This window comes from Thermosporothrix hazakensis, from assembly GCF_003253565.1.
GTDB classification, from domain to species: domain Bacteria; phylum Chloroflexota; class Ktedonobacteria; order Ktedonobacterales; family Ktedonobacteraceae; genus Thermosporothrix; species Thermosporothrix hazakensis.
In genome coordinates, this window is the sequence record NZ_QKUF01000001.1 from 1 (window position 1) to 18020 (window position 18020).

At 55.3% G+C, this 18020-nt stretch carries 14 protein-coding genes and 1 rRNA gene; 9 read left to right on the forward strand and 6 right to left on the reverse strand.

Going from position 1 to position 18020, the window contains the following annotated elements:
- A 16S ribosomal RNA gene (locus EI42_RS00005) occupies nt 1-69 on the reverse strand; the annotation flags it as partial.
- Nucleotides 70-925: 856 nt separating this feature from the next.
- Between EI42_RS00005 and epsC the strand changes: the two genes are divergently transcribed.
- A complete protein-coding gene (epsC, locus tag EI42_RS00010) occupies nt 926-1666 on the forward strand; it encodes a serine O-acetyltransferase EpsC (RefSeq protein ID WP_111319487.1) in 741 nt (246 codons plus the stop codon).
- Nucleotides 1667-1681: 15 nt separating this feature from the next.
- Here epsC and EI42_RS00015 read toward each other — a convergent pair whose 3' ends face one another.
- On the reverse strand, nt 1682-2617 hold the full coding sequence (locus EI42_RS00015; RefSeq protein ID WP_246046292.1) for a nucleoside hydrolase: 936 nt from the start codon (nt 2615-2617) through the stop codon (nt 1682-1684).
- A 197-nt stretch (nt 2618-2814) separates the two neighbouring features.
- Here EI42_RS00015 and EI42_RS00020 point away from each other — a divergent pair, with 197 nt between their 5' ends.
- The 8 genes from EI42_RS00020 to EI42_RS00055 all read left to right on the forward strand — a co-directional run bounded on the left by EI42_RS00020 (nt 2815) and on the right by EI42_RS00055 (nt 11519).
- On the forward strand, nt 2815-4026 hold the full coding sequence (locus EI42_RS00020; protein ID WP_111319491.1) for a 6-phosphofructokinase: 1212 nt from the start codon (nt 2815-2817) through the stop codon (nt 4024-4026).
- Nucleotides 4023-5204 (forward strand): phosphopentomutase, encoded by a 1182-nt coding sequence (locus tag EI42_RS00025; protein WP_111317478.1) that lies wholly within the window; start codon nt 4023-4025, stop codon nt 5202-5204. The genes EI42_RS00020 and EI42_RS00025 overlap by 4 nt, the downstream gene beginning before the upstream one ends.
- Nucleotides 5204-5779, forward strand: coding sequence for a GNAT family N-acetyltransferase (locus EI42_RS00030; protein ID WP_111317479.1), 576 nt, complete (start codon nt 5204-5206; stop codon nt 5777-5779). Before EI42_RS00025 ends, EI42_RS00030 begins: the two co-directional genes overlap by 1 nt.
- Before the next feature lie 59 nt (nt 5780-5838).
- A complete protein-coding gene (locus EI42_RS00035) occupies nt 5839-7200 on the forward strand; it encodes a phosphohexomutase domain-containing protein (RefSeq protein WP_174843928.1) in 1362 nt (453 codons plus the stop codon).
- A gap of 189 nt (nt 7201-7389) precedes the next feature.
- Nucleotides 7390-8529, forward strand: a complete 1140-nt coding sequence (sucC, locus tag EI42_RS00040; RefSeq protein WP_111317480.1) for an ADP-forming succinate--CoA ligase subunit beta — start codon at nt 7390-7392, stop codon at nt 8527-8529.
- Between the two features lie 14 nt (nt 8530-8543).
- Nucleotides 8544-9416: a succinate--CoA ligase subunit alpha gene (gene sucD / locus EI42_RS00045; protein ID WP_111317481.1), complete on the forward strand. Its 873-nt coding sequence runs from the start codon at nt 8544-8546 to the stop codon at nt 9414-9416.
- Nucleotides 9417-9477: 61 nt separating this feature from the next.
- Nucleotides 9478-10641 (forward strand): histone deacetylase family protein, encoded by a 1164-nt coding sequence (locus EI42_RS00050; RefSeq protein ID WP_170142241.1) that lies wholly within the window; start codon nt 9478-9480, stop codon nt 10639-10641.
- An 11-nt stretch (nt 10642-10652) separates the two neighbouring features.
- Nucleotides 10653-11519, forward strand: coding sequence for a GNAT family N-acetyltransferase (locus tag EI42_RS00055; RefSeq protein WP_111317483.1), 867 nt, complete (start codon nt 10653-10655; stop codon nt 11517-11519).
- Here EI42_RS00055 and EI42_RS00060 read toward each other — a convergent pair.
- The 4 genes from EI42_RS00060 to EI42_RS00075 form a co-directional block, all read right to left on the reverse strand.
- A complete protein-coding gene (locus EI42_RS00060; protein ID WP_137686077.1) occupies nt 11505-13424 on the reverse strand; it encodes an adenylate/guanylate cyclase domain-containing protein in 1920 nt (639 codons plus the stop codon). The genes EI42_RS00055 and EI42_RS00060 overlap by 15 nt on opposite strands.
- Before the next feature lie 375 nt (nt 13425-13799).
- Nucleotides 13800-14693, reverse strand: a complete 894-nt coding sequence (locus tag EI42_RS00065; protein WP_170211503.1) for a complex I NDUFA9 subunit family protein — start codon at nt 14691-14693, stop codon at nt 13800-13802.
- Nucleotides 14694-14789: 96 nt separating this feature from the next.
- Nucleotides 14790-17096 carry a sensor histidine kinase gene (locus tag EI42_RS00070; protein ID WP_211325974.1) on the reverse strand — a complete coding sequence of 769 codons (2307 nt, stop codon included), beginning with the start codon at nt 17094-17096 and terminating at the stop codon, nt 14790-14792.
- 9 nt (nt 17097-17105) lie between these two features.
- A complete protein-coding gene (locus EI42_RS00075; protein WP_111317487.1) occupies nt 17106-17876 on the reverse strand; it encodes a response regulator transcription factor in 771 nt (256 codons plus the stop codon).
- Nucleotides 17877-18020 lie beyond the last annotated feature (144 nt).

An 18020-nucleotide genomic window follows, 5' to 3' on the forward strand; every position in this document is an offset into this window, starting at 1 on the left:
GCGTTCGACTTGCATGTGTTAGGCACGCCGCCAGCGTTCGTCCTGAGCCAGGATCAAACTCGCCATTCAAGCGTTATTTCTATCTCGACATATCCTCACAGGATACGCGATCATGCTTGGTTGTTGTTGTTTGATCTGCTCAATGGAACAGATCACAGAATCAACAGGAACTGACATTGCGCTCCTTCTTGGAGGAAGGAGCCTCCGTCCATGCGGTTCTGTTTTCCACTCTTCAATTGTCAAGGTACTCGCATAACGCGCATAAGCATCATTTCTTTTGCTTTCGCGCTCTTCTCGATTGCTCCGGTATTGTAGCAGTTCGGCCTCGCTTTGTCAAGCCTTTTTTGAGCGGGATTTTTACCAACTTTCCGAAATTTCTTTCGCGTTGAAGGGCAGACTAATCCCTGTTAGCTCAGCCTTCTTACGGGAAATGTTCTTTCGGAGAGCCACATTACCGTGGCACAAACCCCAACCAATCAACCCAACTGCCGCCTCACCGGCGCATCTATTAATATGCCACATTCATTTTCAGTTGTCAAGGGTTCATCATCATTTTTCTCAAAACTTTTTACTGGAACTCTTGTCCAACCTCTGTCATGGCGAGACGTATTCTCGCATACTCTGTCGAGATTGTCAAGCGTTTTTTCCCAGCATGTCGGACTTCTCAAAATATGATGACAGACGCAGGCATTCATTCTGTCTCCGCGCTTTTTGTTTCCCTGTTCCCTCTCTTTATGGCGGTTCTTTGCTTCAGGAATAAAGAAAGATGGAACGCACAGCTATATTCATCTTTATGACTACAGGAACCATCTGCCAGCTTTTCCCCTTGACAAGTTCCATCTCCTGCCATACACTCCAAACAGGGAGCAATCGTTCTCTCCCCTTCAGCGTAGCTATCAGAGAAGAAAAGGGTACAAACAGCAAAATGACGCAGGGACCAAGAGGCCTCTCATCGGATACTGAGCATATTCAGGCCGAGCGAGACGAAACAGACATCTCACAACTTCCTGAACTCCCGCCCGGGATTTCGATTCCGGCACCAGGCAAGACGCCACGACGGCGCACCCCCTGGCCCGACGCAATAGATGTCATTTTTGAAAAAGACCCTGCCTGTCGCAACATCTTTGAAGCACTTACGTATCCTAGTCTATGGGCGCTGATCTTCCACCGTATCGCCCACGCGCTCTATAAAGCTGGCGTTCCATTCATCCCTCGCCTGATCTCGCAATTTGCCCGCGTGGTCACAGGAGGAATCGAAATACACCCCGGCGCACAGATTGGGAAACGCTTCTTTATCGACCACGGAGCGGGTGTCGTCATCGGCGAGACAACCGTTATCGGCAACAACGTCATGTTGTATCATCAGGTCACTCTCGGTGCAACAGGCTGGTGGCGACGCAGTCCCGGACGCAAACAGAAGCGCCACCCCACCATTGAAGATGATGTCACCATCGGCGTAGGAGCCGCCATTCTGGGCCCAATCACCATTGGTCGAGGCAGCAAAATCGGAGCAATGGCCCTCGTTCTCGAATCAGTTCCACCTAATTCTGTTGTGGCCTCCAAACCGGCAGAACTCCTGATGAAAGAGGGCGAACGCCTGAAAGAGCACGAAGAGCTCACTCAGGGCTGGAACGAGCAAGATTGGGAGATGGACTACCAGATCTAACCCGTTCCGCAGCACTTATGCATACGCCAGAAGCGTAGTCAGCACCAGCTCCCAGAAACGCCCGGCATGCAGTTGATATCCAACACGGGCGTTGGGAGCTTTGCCCAGTTTTCCATACACATCACACACCGTCCGCCCCCGCGACCACTCACCACCTGTCTCGATCTCAACCCGCATCTCCCGCGTCTCAATGATCGCAGGATCAATCAGGGCCGCCACTGTACAGGGGTCATGCACCGGAGCCGCAGGAAAACCGAACTCCCGCTGATAGGTCCCGGCAAAATAGGTCAGCAGATCGGCCACAAAACGCGGCACAGGTCGCCCTGAAGCCTGCAACTGCTGCAGAATCTCCTCGGTCGCAAGCGCCTGATGTGTCACCTCCAATGGAACCATCAGCAGCGGACGACCACAGGCAAACACCTGCGCTGCCGCCTCAGGATCAAACCAGACATTAAACTCCGCACCCGGAGTCACATTCCCCAGGCCGATCGCGCCGCCCATCACAACGATCTGCTTGATCTTCGGCACAATTGCGGGCTCACGCTGCATTGCAAGCGCCAGGTTCGTAAACGGCCCGGTCAGAACAAGCGTGATATCACCCTGTGACTGTAATAGAAGAGAGATCATAAGATCAACCGCATGTAAAGGCGACACCTGCATAGTTGCCTCGGGTAAGGTAGGGCCATCCATCCCTGACTCTCCATGAATATTATCGGCGAATGTCGGTGTCCCGCGAAGTGGCTTCTCAGCGCCTTTCGCAATCGGTACATGCCGAATGTCAGCCAGCGCACATACCTTCAAGGCGTTCGCGGTCGTCTTCTCAACCGACTGATTTCCGGCCACCGTTGTAATCGCCAGCAGCTCTATCGCTGGATGGCGTGCCGCCAGCAGGATCGCAACTGCATCATCATGACCGGGATCGCAGTCTAAAATAATCTTGTGTGGTATCATCAAAATATCCCTCTGAAGAAAGCAAATAAGCCCCGTAAAGAAGCACCTTTATACTAACATTCAAGCATAACTAGATGCAAATTCAATTACGTTAAAGCTCTGTTAAAATCCGCGCTTTTGCTCGACTCTCGCATCACTCCTTGCTATAATGGCCTCAGCGAAAGAATTTGCATACAAAGCAAGGGGGTATCATTCCTTTGTTTGCTTCTCAAAAAGGAAATCTGATTATCGGTCAATCCGGCGGTGCAACCGCTGTTATCAACGCCAGCCTTGTCGGAGCCGTTGACGCTGCCCTGCAAGACGCACGCATTCAAGGCGTGTACGGTATGTTGCACGGCATCGAGGGTCTGTTGAAAGAACAGATCGTCGACCTTCGCCAGCAATCACCCCGCCTCTGGCAACAGCTCCTGCATACGCCATCCGCCGCGCTCGGTTCCTGCCGCTATAAACTTCGTGATGACGACCTTCCGCACGTGATCGACATTCTGCGACGTTATGAGATCCGCTATTTTCTCTATATCGGCGGCAACGACTCCGCTGATACAGCCCATAGGCTGGCAGCGGCCGCCCGGGCAGAACAATACGAGCTCTACACGATCAGCGTACCAAAGACGATAGATAACGATCTCCCCTTCACCGACCACTGTCCCGGCTATGGCAGCGCCGCTCGTTTTCTCACTCAGGCAACACTCGATTCAACCATGAACACGCTCTCCATGCCCTGGCACTACCCAATCAAGATCATTGAAACGATGGGCCGTAACGCCGGCTGGTTGACTGCCGGGACCGCGCTGGCGCGTCGCGATGAAGACGACGCGCCGCATATCTTGCTGGTTCCAGAGCAGCCCTTCAATGCAGACCGCTTCCTGAGCCGTGTCGAGGCTATTTATCGCAAGCTTGGCTATGTCATCATCGTGACCTCAGAGGCGATTAAAGACGAGCAAGGGCAGTACCTGGGAGCAGTCGGGCAGGCGGGAGTTGACGCCTTTCACCATCCACTCCTTAGCGGAGCCGCGCAAACTCTGGTAGAATTAGTAAAGCAGAAGTTACAATTACGTGCGCGTTTTGAAAAACCGGGCGACCTGCAACGCATGTCCGCACAAAACATCTCTGCCACAGATCAGGATGAAGCCTATCTGGTCGGGAAAATGGCGACACATGCGGCATTGCAGGGCGAAAGTGATAAAATGGTAACGCTGATCCGGCACGATGAGCCAATATATCACTGCACGACCGGACTGGTGGAGCTGGAACAAGTTGCCAATGTGCAGCGCCTGCTTCCGCCCGAGTTCCTGGATGACAGCAAAACAATGGTGACATCGGCCTTCTATCACTATGCGTTGCCACTTATCGGTGAGCCCATCAAGCCGTACGCACGCATAGATCGAACAAAGGTGGTACAGAAATGAGCAGGTTGAAACGAGCAATTGTCGTCGTGCTGGATGGTGTCGGCGTAGGCGAGAATCCCGACGCAGCAGCCTACGGAGACGAAGGAGCGAGTTCTATCGAACACTGCGCCCGGGCACTTGGCGGGCTGGAACTTCCCCATCTGGGCAAGCTAGGACTGGGCAATATTACCCCGATTCAGGGGACGCCTCCCGAACCGCAGCCCCTCGGCGCCTATGGCAGCATGATCGAGACCGCCGCTGGCAAAGACAGCGTCGCGGGACACTGGGAGCTCATGGGCGTTGTTCTGCAACAGCCACTTCCTACCTATCCCGATGGCTTCCCCGACGAGCTCGTTTCAGCGTTCGAGCAGGCAATAGGGCGGCGGGTTATCGGCAACAAAGTCGCCTCGGGCACCGAGATCATCAAAGAACTCGGCGAGGAACATGTGCGTACCGGTCGGCCCATTCTCTATACCTCCGCCGACAGCGTCTTTCAGATTGCAGCCCATCAAGATGTCATTCCTCTGGATGAGCTGTATCGCATTTGCCAGATCGCACGTGATATGCTTACAGGAGAAAATGCTGTTGGTCGAGTTATTGCCCGGCCATTTATCGGTCAGCCTGGCTCGTTCGTACGGACAGAGCATCGCCGCGACTTCGCCCTTGCGCCGACAGGCATCACCTTACTGGATGAGCTCAAAGACGCCGGAAAAGCCGTTATCGGCATCGGGAAGATTGAAGACCTCTTTGCTGGACGTGGCCTGACAGAGCGCGATCACACTGAGACAAACCGCGAAGGCATGGCCGCTGCACTGCGCTGGTTAGAACGAGACTTTGAAGGCCTCCTCTTCGTGAATCTGGTAGAATTTGATATGTTGTGGGGACACCGCCGCGATAGCCAGGGCTATGCACAGGCCTTGCACGATGTGGATAACTGGCTTCCCGAGGTTCAACGCCTGCTTCGGCCAGACGATGCACTCTTTATCGTTGCCGATCACGGGGTTGATCCAACCTTCCGCGGAACCGATCATACACGCGAACGCATTCCACTTCTCGCGTATGGTCAGCCGATTCGTCCGGCGACCAACCTGGGCACACGAGGCAGCTTCGCCGACCTCGGTCAAACCCTGGCAGAGGTCTTTCAGGTCGCTCCCCTGGCAGCAGGTAACAGCTTTGCACAAGCAGTAGGATTGCTCTGATGACGGAGATCGAACAAGGACAAAAGAAAGAGAACATGCAGGGACCGGTGCTGCATGGAGAGCGCATAACGCTGCGACGTCCACGTATGGAAGACGCGCATTATGTCTTTCACTGGGAGCGCGATGATGAGGTCTGGCGCTATGATCCTCATCGCCCCTATTCACGCAGTATGGCGGATTTTCTCCCAAACTTCGAGCGTAATTATGTTCGCGGAAACGGTCGACAATTCTGGTTTATCATCGAGGATGAGAAGCATACCCCCATTGGCACCATCACCTACTTTAACCTTGATTACCGTCTGGGACAGGTTGAGGTCGGGCTTGGTCTGGGAGATAAAAGCAAGTGGGGCCGCGGCTATGGCCCCGAAGCGATACGCACCATCGTGCGCTATCTGTTTACCTCACCGCACATCATTCGCGTCTACGCAGAAACTGCGGTTGCCAACCATCCGGCCCGCCGCGCCTTCGCAAAAGCCAATTTCACCGAAGTCGGGCAGATCTTTGACCCGCGCAGCGCCGGTGAGCCGTGGATGTTGCTAGAAATTCGCCGACCACAGGCAACATATCTGACATAACTATTGAGAAAGGAGCAAAGCACCGCCTCACACGGGGCGTGCTGCTTACATACCCGGGCATGGATACAAAGAAGATTACCGTTGATCCATCCATCTTTAAGGCATACGACATTCGCGGGGTTTACGGGCAGAACTTGACCGATGACACAGCATACGCCATCGGTCGAGCCGCCGCCCAATATCTGAACGTCCCGACCATCGCGGTAGGTCGGGATATGCGTCTCTCCTCTCCGCAATTGAAGGAGAACCTGATTCGTGGTATCACCGACCAGGGCGTTGACGTTGTTGATCTGGATCTGGTCACAACCGATGCGCTGTATTTCGCGGTCGGCAAATTCAACTATCCGGCAGGCGTGATGATTACCGCCTCCCACAATCCCGGCAAGTACAACGGCATGAAGTTCTGCCGCGCAGAAGCCTACCCGATCAGCTTTGAGACCGGCCTGAGCGATATGCGCGATCTGGCAGTCAGCGGCAATTTCGCCACGCCCGAGAAGAAAGGGACCGTCACCCGCCGTGACATCATCGACGACTACGTGAAGCACGTGCTGTCATTCATCGATGTCCAGAAAATCAAGCCGCTGAAAATCGTTGTTGATGCCGGAAATGGCATGGCAGGCCTGATTGTTCCGCGCGTGTTCAAGCATCTGCCCTGTGAACTGGTTCCGCTCTACTTCGAGCTTGACGGCAACTTCCCGAACCATCCCGCCAGCCCGATTGAGCCAGAAAACATGGTTGACTGCCAGAAGAAGGTTCGCGAGACTCATGCGGATATGGGCGTTGCGTTCGACGGCGATGCGGACCGCATGTTCCCCGTCGACGAGCATGGCGACCTGATCGACGGCTCACAGGTCACACTGATGGTCGCCAACAGCCTGCTCAAGAAACATCCCGGCTCAACCATCCTGCATAACATCATCGTCTCAAAAGGCGTGCCCGAACTGGTCGCCAAACTGGGAGGTAAATCGGGCGTAACGCGCGTCGGCCACTCGTTCATCAAAGCTGAGATGCGCAAACAGGACGCAATCTTTGGCGGCGAGCACTCCGGTCACTTCTACTTCCGCGATAACTGGTTCGCCGACTCCGGACTGATTGCGTTCCTTATAATGCTCGAACTCGTCTCGGAAGAGAACAAGCCGTTCTCCGAGCTCATCAAGCCGCTTGATCACTACTATCGCAGTGGTGAAATCAATACCACAGTGAAGGATACGCAGGCCAAGCTGCAACAGGTGGAAGAGCACTTCAGCAAGGGCGCGAAATCCGTCAACAAGCTGGATGGGCTCACCGTCGACTTCGGCGACTGGTGGTTCAATGTGCGTCCATCCAACACCGAGCCCCTGCTGCGCCTGAACGTTGAGGCCAACAGCAAGGAGCTGATGGAGCAGAAGCGCGACGAAGTGCTTGAGGTCATACGCAGCTAAGACAACAACATTCGGGAGCTATGCGGCACAGCGTATAGCTCCTTTTCCAGCTCTCGCAACACGCGCAAGAGCATCAGCGTTTTCTTGACACTCCAAACACTTAGTGCTAGCATAAATCCAGTTGAAAAACGCGACTCCTGGCCCGTCAGGGCATGTAATATGTCACCATATCCACTAAGGAGCACTATTTTGAAGATACACGAATATCAGGCCAAAGAAGTCCTGGCACGCTATGGCATTCCAGTGCAGCCTGGAAAGGTCGCACGTACGCCAGAAGAGGCCGAAGCTATCGCCCGCGAACTTGGCGGGCCGGTTGTTATTAAAGCCCAGGTGTATGTAGGCGGTCGTGGAAAAGCTGGCGGTATCCAGTTTGGTGATACCCCCGCCGAGGCCAAAGCAGCAGCACAGCGTGTACTGGGTATGGATATCAAGGGCCTCACCGTCGAAAAGGTTCTTGTTACCTCCAAGATCGACATCAAAGAGGAATATTACCTCGGTATCGTCTTTGATCGCAATACACAGTCCCCGGTTGTGATGGTCTCCAAAGAAGGCGGCATCGACATTGAAGAGGTTGCAGCGACCACCCCTGAGAAGATCATCAAGTACCCGATCGATATGCGTTGGGGTCTGCGCCCCTTTGAGGCGCTCAATATCGTCTCGCGCGCGGGTATCCCTTCACAGGCATTGCGTCAGGCGGCAGCCATCCTCACAGCACTGGCAAAGGCCTACATTGGCAGCGACGCCCAGTTAGCGGAAATCAACCCGCTGGCTCTGACGACTGATGGAAAAGTAATGGCAGCCGATGCCAAGATTTTAATAGATGACAACGCCCTCTATCGCCAGAAAGAGATTGCAGAATGGGCCGAGCCCGAAGAGGCCAATCCAATTGAGTTTGAGGCGCGTCAGGAAGGGCTCACCTATGTGAAGCTTGATGGCGACGTCGGCATTATCGGGAACGGCGCTGGCCTCGTGATGACCACCCTCGATATGGTCGCACGCGTGGGCGGCAAACCGGCGAATTTCCTCGATATCGGCGGAGGCGCAAAAGCAGAAGTCATGCACAAGGCCCTCACCTTTGTTGCCCGTGATCCCCAGGTGAAAGGCATTCTGGTCAACATCTTCGGCGGTATCACACGCGGTGAAGAGGTCGCCCAGGGTGTGATTATGGCTCAGGCCGAACTTCCGAAAGGCATGCCTATTGTCGTTCGTCTCTCCGGCACAGGCGCAGAAGAAGGTCGCGCTATGCTCAAGGATGCTGGCCTCGACTGGGGTAAAGATATGCGCGACGCTGCGCAAAAGATCGTTGCCGCTATAAGCTCGAAGGGATAGAGGTTTAGAAGACAATGAGTATTCTGCTAGATGAAAACACACGGGTTGTCGTCGTAGGTATGACGGGCCGCGAGGGCCTCTATCACACCCGCAACATGGTGAAAGCTGGAACGAAGATTGTCGCCGGTAAAACACCGGGCAAAGGCGGTCAGGAAGTCGACGGCATTCCCGTTTTTGATACCGTCATTGAGGCCGTCGAGAAAACCGGCGCGAATGCAGCCTGTCTCTTCGTTCCCGCACCCGGCGCTGCCGATGCCATCGAAGAGGCCGCCTATGCAGGCATCAAGCTGATCGTCTGTATCACTGAGGGCATTCCTGTGATGGATATGACCCGCGCCATTATCACTGTGCGCGAGAAGGGTGCGACGCTGATCGGCCCGAACTGCCCCGGACTCTGCACGCCCGGCAAAGGCAAAATCGGCATTATTCCCTACGACATCTTCACACCCGGACCGGTCGGCTTTATCTCCCGCTCCGGCACGCTCACCTATGAAGTCGTCTCTCTGCTCACCGAGGCCGGTTTCGGTCAGTCCACCTGCATCGGTATCGGTGGTGACCCGATTATCGGTTCTACCTTCGTCGATTATCTCAAACGCTTCGACGAGGATCCGCAGACCGAGGTCGTGGTGATGTGCGGCGAGATCGGTGGCAGCGACGAGGAAGATGCAGCCGAATATATCAAGACGAAGATGAAGAAGCCAGTCGTCGCCTTTATCTCTGGACGAACCGCACCTCCAGGAAAACGTATGGGGCATGCAGGCGCGATCATCTCCGGCAACACCGGCACCGCACAGGGAAAAGTCGCCGCCCTTGAGGCCGCTGGCGTCCCGGTTGCCGATACCATCTTCGATGTTCCCGAACTGGTGAAGAAGGTTCTCAACAAGTAACACGAACAACACAACTCAAAGCCGGGCTCCCCTGTGGGGCCCGGCCATAAGGATGTTTCCCATGACCACGGCCCTTATCTACGATCCGATTTTTCTTGAACATATCACACCGGATAAACACCCTGAGCGGCCCGATCGGCTCGAATCGACGATGCAGGTCATTAAGGCCCTCGGCTGGCTTGACCGCGAAGACCTGCTCCTGCTCCCACCACGCGCCGCAACTATTGAGGAGCTGGCAACCGTGCATGAGCGCGAGTATATCGAGTCGGTTGCAGAAGCGAGCAAACAAGCAGCGGAGAAGGCGGCAACAGGTAAACAGAAAACCTTCTTCTTCGCTACCGATACCTACGTATCAGCCAAAACCTATGAGGCCGCACTGAAAGCGGCAGGAGCCCCGCTAACTGCAATCGATGCAGTGATGAAGGGCGAGGTCAAAAATGCCTATTGTCTGGTTCGCCCCCCCGGACATCACGCCGTCGCTGAGTCGGCGATGGGATTCTGTATCTTCAATAATGTGGCGGTCGCAGCACGCTATGCTCTCGATGTTCATGGGCTCGAACGCGTCATGATTATCGACTATGACGTGCATCATGGCAATGGCACTCAGGAAATGTTCTACGACGATCCACGCGTGCTCTACTTCTCGGTCCATCAGGCGCCGTTCTTCCCCGGCACCGGCAACTACGACGAACGCGGCGAGGGCGCAGGCGAAGGCACAACGATCAATGTTCCCCTGCCCGCGCAGACCAGCTATGCGACCTATGAGGCGGTCTTTAAGCAGGTGCTCGCTTCGGCGGCTGATCGCTTTGACCCACAGTTGATTCTGGTCTCCGCTGGCTATGACGCACACTGGAATGATCCGATTGGCGATATGTATCTGTCAACGGCTGCCTTTTTCCAGTTGAATAAAATTATCCTTGAGATGGCTGAATTCCTGTGTCAGGGCCGCGTGATTATGGTCCAGGAGGGCGGATATAGCGTCAGCGCGATGGAGTCCTGCGTTGCGACCAGCCTGAACCAGCTTCTCGGCGGCGATGCTGCGGTCGACGATCTTGGACCCGCGCCTACTCCACCCTATCGCCTGAATACCGATGTCCTGATTGCAGAGCTGCGCCGCATCCACGGCCTGACCGGCTATCGCCCGCGCAATAAGCCCAAACCCGATCTTGAGAAGCTGCGGCGGGAGATTCTGGGCCCGAACGCGGAGAAGAAACAGAAAGCCTGAGAGTAGGTGGAATGTATACTGTCCGGCAACTGACGCCCGCTGATGTCCATGCTGTCGAGCGTTTGCTGCGCTCATCAGAATATATCTATCAGCGTTTCACGCTGGAAGAACTTCCGCTCCTGCTGGAACGCTACCCGTGCATGGGCGTTTTCTCGAATCAGACAACGCTGACCAGTTTTCTCCTTGTCCAGACCGTTAATCCGCCTGTCGCCTGGATAGGCGGGTTCGGCGTCAGTTGGACGGAAAGTCGGTCCTATATCGAGCATCTTGACCGCCTGCTTGAGGCCCTGATGCAGCCCCTGCATAAAGCAGGTGTGCAGGATCTCTACTATTCGGGTAGTGACATGATGCTCGATTGGCTCCGCCCGCTCCTGATGCACCGCCAGTTTGAGCCAGACCGTTACCTCTACTCCTATGATAAGTATGACTATGCCGTCCCGACGCAGGGAAATCAGCAGGTGACGATTCGTCCCGTCAATCCCGCGACCGATATGCCTGCACTGCTAACGATCGAGCACGCCTGCTTCGAGGAGCTCTGGCGCTATGATGAGGCAGCTTTCCGCGATATTGCCCGCACTCATCCCTACTTTGTCGTTGCCGAGCAGCGGGGGCACGTCGTTGGCTATCAATTTAACGCCCTTGATGCCGAGATGGGCTACCTGATCCGCATCGCGGTTCATCCCTCCGCCGAACGGCAGGGCATTGGCGCCCGCCTGATGACTGAAGCCGTTCGCTTTTTTGAGAGACATGGGGCCACCCGCATCATGCTCAATACGGAGGAGCAGAACGTGCATGCGCACCGCCTCTATGAGTGGTTCGGCTTTACACGTCTGCCACAAACCGGCTTCGTCCTCCGCAGGCCGTTAGAGAACCCCTAGCAGATAGCGCACAATCAATGGATGCGACTTGTTCTTGACCCCCAGAGCGAATGCCTGCCCCGTATTGACATACGGTGCGACCTGCGCATAGGTCGTATCATTAATCAATATATTGTTATCTGTTGCGTTGGTTTGCAGACGTGAGGCCACATTCACCGCATCACCAATCGCTGTATAGTTCTGCAAGCGCTCCTGCGCTCCCACATTGCCCACCGTGGCCAGCCCCGTATTGACACCGATTCCGAATGCCACATTGCGCTCATGCGGGTGCTCCTGCTGGTATTGCTGCACAGCAAGACGCATTTTCCAGGCCGCACGGACCGCTCGCAACGCGTGATCGCTCTGGGGCAGCGGCGCATTAAAGATCGCCATCAGGGCATCACCGAGAAAGGCGGTCAGCGTTCCCTCTTCCTCCCAGATTGATTCACACATGATCTTATGGTAGCGGTTCAACATATTCATCACGTCATCGGGAGCCATACCTTCACTCAGCCGGGTAAAGCCGCGAATATCCGCAAACAGCACCGAGATCTCTTTCGTTTCGCCACCGAGCTTGAGCGCGTTAGGATTCTGGATCAACTGTTGTACGACATTAGGATGCACATAGCGCTCGAACATCTGACGAATGCGCTTGCGCTGCTCTTCGGAGCGCTTTAATTCGGTCCGATCATCAATCACCAGCGCCGCGCCGATATGTTTGCCCTCGGTATCGCGCAATGAGGAGATATAGAAGTTCAGGCTGATGCGCTCCGGTCGACGCCCGGGAATCGTACACTCAACCGAACTGGGAACAAAGGTACCATGTTCGTGCAGATGATAGTTTTCCAGCGCGTTCCGAAACAGGGGGATCAGGCCAAGCTGGCGTGGCAGAGCCATAAAGGCCTCACCATAATGCTTGCCGATCATATTCTTGCTGCTGATATTGAGAATGTAGCCCGCCGCTGAATTGAAGGTGGTAATATATCCCTGTTTATCCGTGGTGATGACGCCATTCGCGATAGAACGGAAAATATTATCCATGTATTGCTTGTCGTTCTTGACCTGCTGTATGGCTTTGTTTAAATCAGCGAATAGCCGGGCATTATCGATAGCAATGGCTGCCTGATTGCAGAAGGCCAGCAAGAGATCAAGGTGTCGCTCACTGAAGAGGTTCGCGGTAATCCGGCTATCGACATAGACTGCGCCGATACAATGGTTTCGCACGATCAGCGGCGCACACATAATCGAGCGAATCCCCAGAGACACGATGCTCTCATGAATCTGCGAGAGCTGATCCAGGGCGGCATCACGCCCTAACAGCGGCTCACGCGTCCGAATCACCTGCATCACCGTTCCCTTGCTGATCTGCGCTTCCGCGAACTCGCTCTCCGGAATGGTATACTTCTCTTTATCGCGAGCAATCGTAAACTCCGGCTCGCCGCTCTCGGGACTCACCAGCATCAAATAGCCACGCTCCGCATCCACAAACTCAATGACACGATCCATCACCAGCTTGAGGACCTCATCCAGCTCAAGCGTGGAATTGAGGGTCCGTGCGATATCGGCCAGAATTCCCTGCTCGTCGCGCTCTTTCTTCAGTGTGGAAATGCTGCTCCGCAACACGGCCCGCTCTCGTTCAAAGGCAACCGCGCCACTCTGGCCATTGCTGAGCCCACCTGTTCCCGGCATCGAGCGGAGGATCTGCTGAAGCGCATGGCTTAAACGTCCAAGCTCGATATCAGCGCGACGCTCGATGTTCAAGGCATCAACCAGCAAGCCAACCCGCGGATCACCTGTATCTGAAGCATACTTTCCTTCAACATCGGTTTCCAGGCGCATCGTATGCTGATGCAGCAATTGCGATATTCGCATCAATTCGTCGCTAATAGCGCGCAGATCCTGGCCCACTCTCCCTATCTGAGTCACAAGGCTCCCTCCCTCACTATTACTGAGTGCGTTACTATCACAAATTCAATTACTCCCGGTTCAAATAATACTGAGAAAATGGAGCGTGCGCGGGCTCCGGTACAAGCTCTCAACTACCAGCATTATGCACAACAACGCTATCCGGCGAGATGATTCTGCTCCTGTCCTTCTTCCAATCAGCATAAAGCACTTCCACAACAGAGGTACAGGTATGCAGAGGTACCTCTTCTTAAAGAACGTTCTATCAGGCTCTCTCTCTGATATGAGTTTTTCTTACCCGGCGGGAACGAATTTCCGGCGTTTCGCTCTTCACACTTGTTTTGCTGTCCCGGTATGACATCATACTACAACGCTCCCAGAAAGCTCCTTGACACCTCATACGCCCTGCTCTTGAAGATATGCGCGAAAAGAAACCGGGATAAAGAAAAAGTCACGTTCAACACTATCGAGCGCCGTCGTGTTATCAAAGGTAAAGAGAGATACGGCCTCTCTGGTCAGTGGTGGTTTCGGTAACACCGCTTCCAGAACGGCAGCCCCGAGGGCGACGAATGGCAACGGCGCGGGCACCTTCAGGCGCTTCTTGCCCATCGTTCGCGTGAGCAAGTCGAGTATCTGTTCAAAAGAATAGTACTCGGGACCACCGATGGTGTAGATCCTTCCACTCGTCTGCTCGGGATGCTCCAGAAGAAAGAGCACCACAGAGACGACATCTTCTACAAAAATAGGCTGAAACATGATCTTCCCGCCACCGAGCAAGGGAAGCACCGGCGAAGTCCGAATCAGATTCACCAGCCCGCTGATAAAGGGTGCGCCCTTGCCAAACACCACCGAGGGACGCACAATGGTCCAGTCCAGCCCGCTCGTTGTCAGCGCCTGTTCGGCCAGATAGCGCCCCTGCATATAGCTCCCGGGCTTATCCGGCTTTGTCCCCAGGCCGCTCAGTTCAATCATGCGCCGCACGCCCGCCTCCTTCGCCGCCTTAATCAGATTATCTGTTCCCTCGACGTTTGTGGCGTAATAGCGTGTGGCAGCCGTCTGCTTGCGATCTGCGGTTACAAACGCACAATGCACAATCGTATCCACGCCCTGAACGGCCTCCGGTAGCGTTTCGGGCCGTGTCGTATCCCCCTGTACCAGTTCAGTCCCGGGGAGAAGACTCCGCGCGCGCTCGACATCACGCACTAAACAGCGTGGACGCTCGCCCTGCTCTACAAGTCGTCTGACAAGATGACTCCCGATAAATCCCGTAGCACCGGTCACGAGTATCATAGCTTCTGTTCTCGCTTTCCAGACTATCAGCTCGCGCTCCACAACAGGGAGCTCTCTTCTCATAGTATAGCGAATGGAGCACGCCCCTGGTAGGGATCAACGCAGCGCCTTTTCGGGAAGCTGAATATGCACCGTCACCCCTTCGTCCGGGGCGCTTTTGATCACCAAATTCCCGCCCGCAATCGTCAACAGGGCGCTATGCGTCATCAGACCGCCACCGGTTCCAGAAGTCGGACCGGCAGGCTTCATGCCCACGCCGTCATCATGCACCACTATTTCGAGATCTGGATTACACGATGCAGAAAGTGTCAGGCAGAGCCGCCGATGCACGTCGGTGCCGCGTCCGTGGCGAGCAGCATTCCGCAGCGCCTCCTGTACCGCCGCAAAGAGCAACTCGGCAATCGCGGGAGGCACCAGTTCATCTATCCGCAGCGCCGTCTCCTCCGAAACTTCCCAGTGGACCGCATCAAACGCCTGATGAAAATCGTGCTCGATCATGGTCTGAATCGCCTGCATCAGTCCCTCTCGCTCAAGGCGATAGGGTGCGCCCGTTGCCATCTCACGCATCATCGAGGCCAGGCGCCGATGCGAGTCGCTGATCATTTCAATCGCGTCTCCGAGGGCGCTGCTGGCCTGTGCCGGGTCCTGTTTCCCGCGCACAAAGAGGCGCAGCGTTTCCAGCCGCAACAGGGCAAGATGCATCTGCGGCAAAATCTCATCATGCAGGATACGCCGCTGCTGTCCGCCAAGTAACTTGACATCAACAATACGCCGCCGCAACAGGCCCGCAACCGCCTGCATGGCCTCATGATCGCGTAAGGTATCCAGAATCCGCTGACCACAGGCCTGAGCGATCTCCATATCTTCATCAGTCAGACCGGCGCCGCCCGCTCGCGGTCCCAGATATAATTTTGCCACAAGTCCAAGCTCATCGTAAATCGGTAGGACCCAACAAATAGAGCGCATGCCATGCATGGTCACGCGGATACGATAGGCATGCACACGCCGGCGCAGCACCTGCTGCGTATGCTCCTCAACCTGTGCCTTCATCGACCAGAGATAGGTAAAGCTCGGCTTGATCGGCCCGGCCAGCACATCGAGTCGCGCATACTGAATATCAAGCACATCCCGGCAGAGGTGAAAAAAGAGCGCCTCCATGTTCTGTTCTGTCTTTTGCAGGTCGGTTTTGAGCCAGTGATGCACGTTCGAGCTGCGCAAAAAGGGGCCAAGCATCGCAATATAGCGATCATGGGCCGTGTAGTTGCTCCAGGTAAAAAGCGCATAGATGCCGGTCGTGACGCAGGTAATCAGCAGCAGGCCGCTGAGATTGCTGTGCGTTACAGCCACAAAGACCGCGATGAAGATAGCAATCACGGTCGCCACAATCACGATCCCGCGCCATTGCTCAAAAAAGCCGCGCCGGGCTAGCGGACGCTCGATCAGGATACCATGCTGCACAATCGAATAGCCAATCAGCAGCAGGATGACCGCAACCGCCCCTGTGCCCACAATATCAATCAGCATCAGATGTAAGGGTATCGCCCCGAGCGCATGCGCGGGTAGCTCGGGCGGCGGCACAATCGCGGTATCGAACCAGTTCAGCGTGGACCAGACCCCGATCACGCCAAGCGTCGTGGTCAGCCCAACCATCACCAGCGCCGCAACCAGCAGAATCGGCCGGGCCAGATGCCAGGAAAAGACCGGCTCCTCAAGCAGCGCGGCCCGCGCATGATCGTCGGAGAAGGCATCAATCAGCGCCTGCCGCAATGAGGCAAACGAACGCCGCTTCACGAGCGCTCGACAGAGCACCAGCAACGCCCGCCGGACGCGATTCGGCGTAAACCAGGGGCCAATAGCGCAGAAGGTCAGGTAGCAGAGGAAGAGAATCGGGAGCGAAATCACCACAGGCAGGAAGTCAGTCTGCGCCCGGGTGGGTAACGCGCTATATGCCAGCAGGCGAATCGTCCCCATAAAGGTAAAGACGTTGCGGTTCAGGATCAGAATCAGCAGCACGATACAGCCAAGCAGGCCACTCCCGAGCAGCAACCAGGGGCGCCTGCGCCGCCATTTTTCGTTCATCAAAGAGGCATAATGCAGCCCGATCACAAACCAGATATAGGGAGCACCCAATCCGGGCAGCCAGCTTAAACGCCAGAGAAAATCTGCCGTCACCAGCCCACTATTATGCGCGAATGGACTGGCAGTCAGTAAGGCATGCACAAAGAAGAAAAGCGCGGAGAGCCCGAGCCCTACCACCCCCACCCTGGCAATCATACTACGACGATCACCATTCAACCAGACAGTACAGGCCAGCCAGAGAAACGCCACCACGTTGAAAATTGATAAAGCAACAGCCAGCGTGTGGGCAACCAGAAGCACGCTTTGCTCGGAGAATACGGTCATACTCATGAACTACTCATCTTCAAAAAAAGGAACCCACTCGCCCCGACGATCCTGCACCAGCGCAGCCCCGTTCTCATCCCAGATCATCAGGCGATTGTGCATATAAATCAGCGTTGCCCGCACACGAGCAACCTTGTCATCAACCGCGTTGTCGCTCAACCCCCAGGCGGCATAAATCCGACCATTGGTGCGGCTGACTGCTCGCTTATCATGCAATTTCAGACGAGCCGCAATCTGCTCATTTGTCATACCTCGCGCCATCAGTTCGGCTACCCGCAGCTCGTTCGGCTCCAGAAGAGCGCGCGGTGATTGCTCGTCCAGATCGCGTACCTCCTGCACCCGGTCCTCAATCTCGGGATCGACCAGACTGCGCCCGTTGACGGCGTCACGCAGTAACGGCACCAGCATACTGGGCAGGAGATAGTTACTCTTGCGTACATAGGCGTAGTGCGTCAGAATACCGGAAGCGCGGAACTCCCGATAGTACTCGTCATCATCCTGAATTGAATAGAAGACAACGGGCATACGTGGGCGCTCGCGGCGGATCGCCACAGCCGCACCGACACCGCTCATGGCACTTCTCCCCATCTGCGGATCTTGTAACTGCACATCCATGAGAATCACATCCATGTCCAGCTCAAGCGCCTTTGCCACCGCCTCGCGTCCGGTCGCGGCCTCGCCCACAACCTGCACCTCGTCGGTCGCTTCCAGGCCCTCGTGAAGCGCCTTCCGTAACAGCCCGTGATCATCTACCAGGAATACTTTTATTTTCGCAGCCATCCGTTAGCCTCAAAACAACTCTCTTGCAACGCATATCTCTAACCTGAAAGTATAGCAGTTTTTCGGTGAGATACCCAGTCTTCGAGACCCACCAGAGCCGCACTCGGAACCGTACCGATGCGCATCCCGGCAAACTCATAAGCG

What these genes read in the sequence shown, in the direction of transcription:
- EI42_RS00075 (WP_111317487.1), bottom strand. Translation starts at nt 17,876, where the DNA reads ATGGCTGCGAAAATAAAAGTATTCCTGGTAGATGATCACGGGCTGTTA.
- EI42_RS00055 (WP_111317483.1), top strand. Translation starts at nt 10,653, where the DNA reads ATGTATACTGTCCGGCAACTGACGCCCGCTGATGTCCATGCTGTCGAG.
- EI42_RS00015 (WP_246046292.1), bottom strand. Translation starts at nt 2,617, where the DNA reads ATGATACCACACAAGATTATTTTAGACTGCGATCCCGGTCATGATGAT.
- sucD (WP_111317481.1), top strand. Translation starts at nt 8,544, where the DNA reads ATGAGTATTCTGCTAGATGAAAACACACGGGTTGTCGTCGTAGGTATG.
- EI42_RS00065 (WP_170211503.1), bottom strand. Translation starts at nt 14,693, where the DNA reads ATGATACTCGTGACCGGTGCTACGGGATTTATCGGGAGTCATCTTGTC.
- epsC (WP_111319487.1), top strand. Translation starts at nt 926, where the DNA reads ATGACGCAGGGACCAAGAGGCCTCTCATCGGATACTGAGCATATTCAG.
- EI42_RS00035 (WP_174843928.1), top strand. Translation starts at nt 5,839, where the DNA reads ATGGATACAAAGAAGATTACCGTTGATCCATCCATCTTTAAGGCATAC.
- EI42_RS00030 (WP_111317479.1), top strand. Translation starts at nt 5,204, where the DNA reads ATGACGGAGATCGAACAAGGACAAAAGAAAGAGAACATGCAGGGACCG.
- EI42_RS00070 (WP_211325974.1), bottom strand. Translation starts at nt 17,096, where the DNA reads ATGACCGTATTCTCCGAGCAAAGCGTGCTTCTGGTTGCCCACACGCTG.
- EI42_RS00025 (WP_111317478.1), top strand. Translation starts at nt 4,023, where the DNA reads ATGAGCAGGTTGAAACGAGCAATTGTCGTCGTGCTGGATGGTGTCGGC.
- EI42_RS00050 (WP_170142241.1), top strand. Translation starts at nt 9,478, where the DNA reads ATGACCACGGCCCTTATCTACGATCCGATTTTTCTTGAACATATCACA.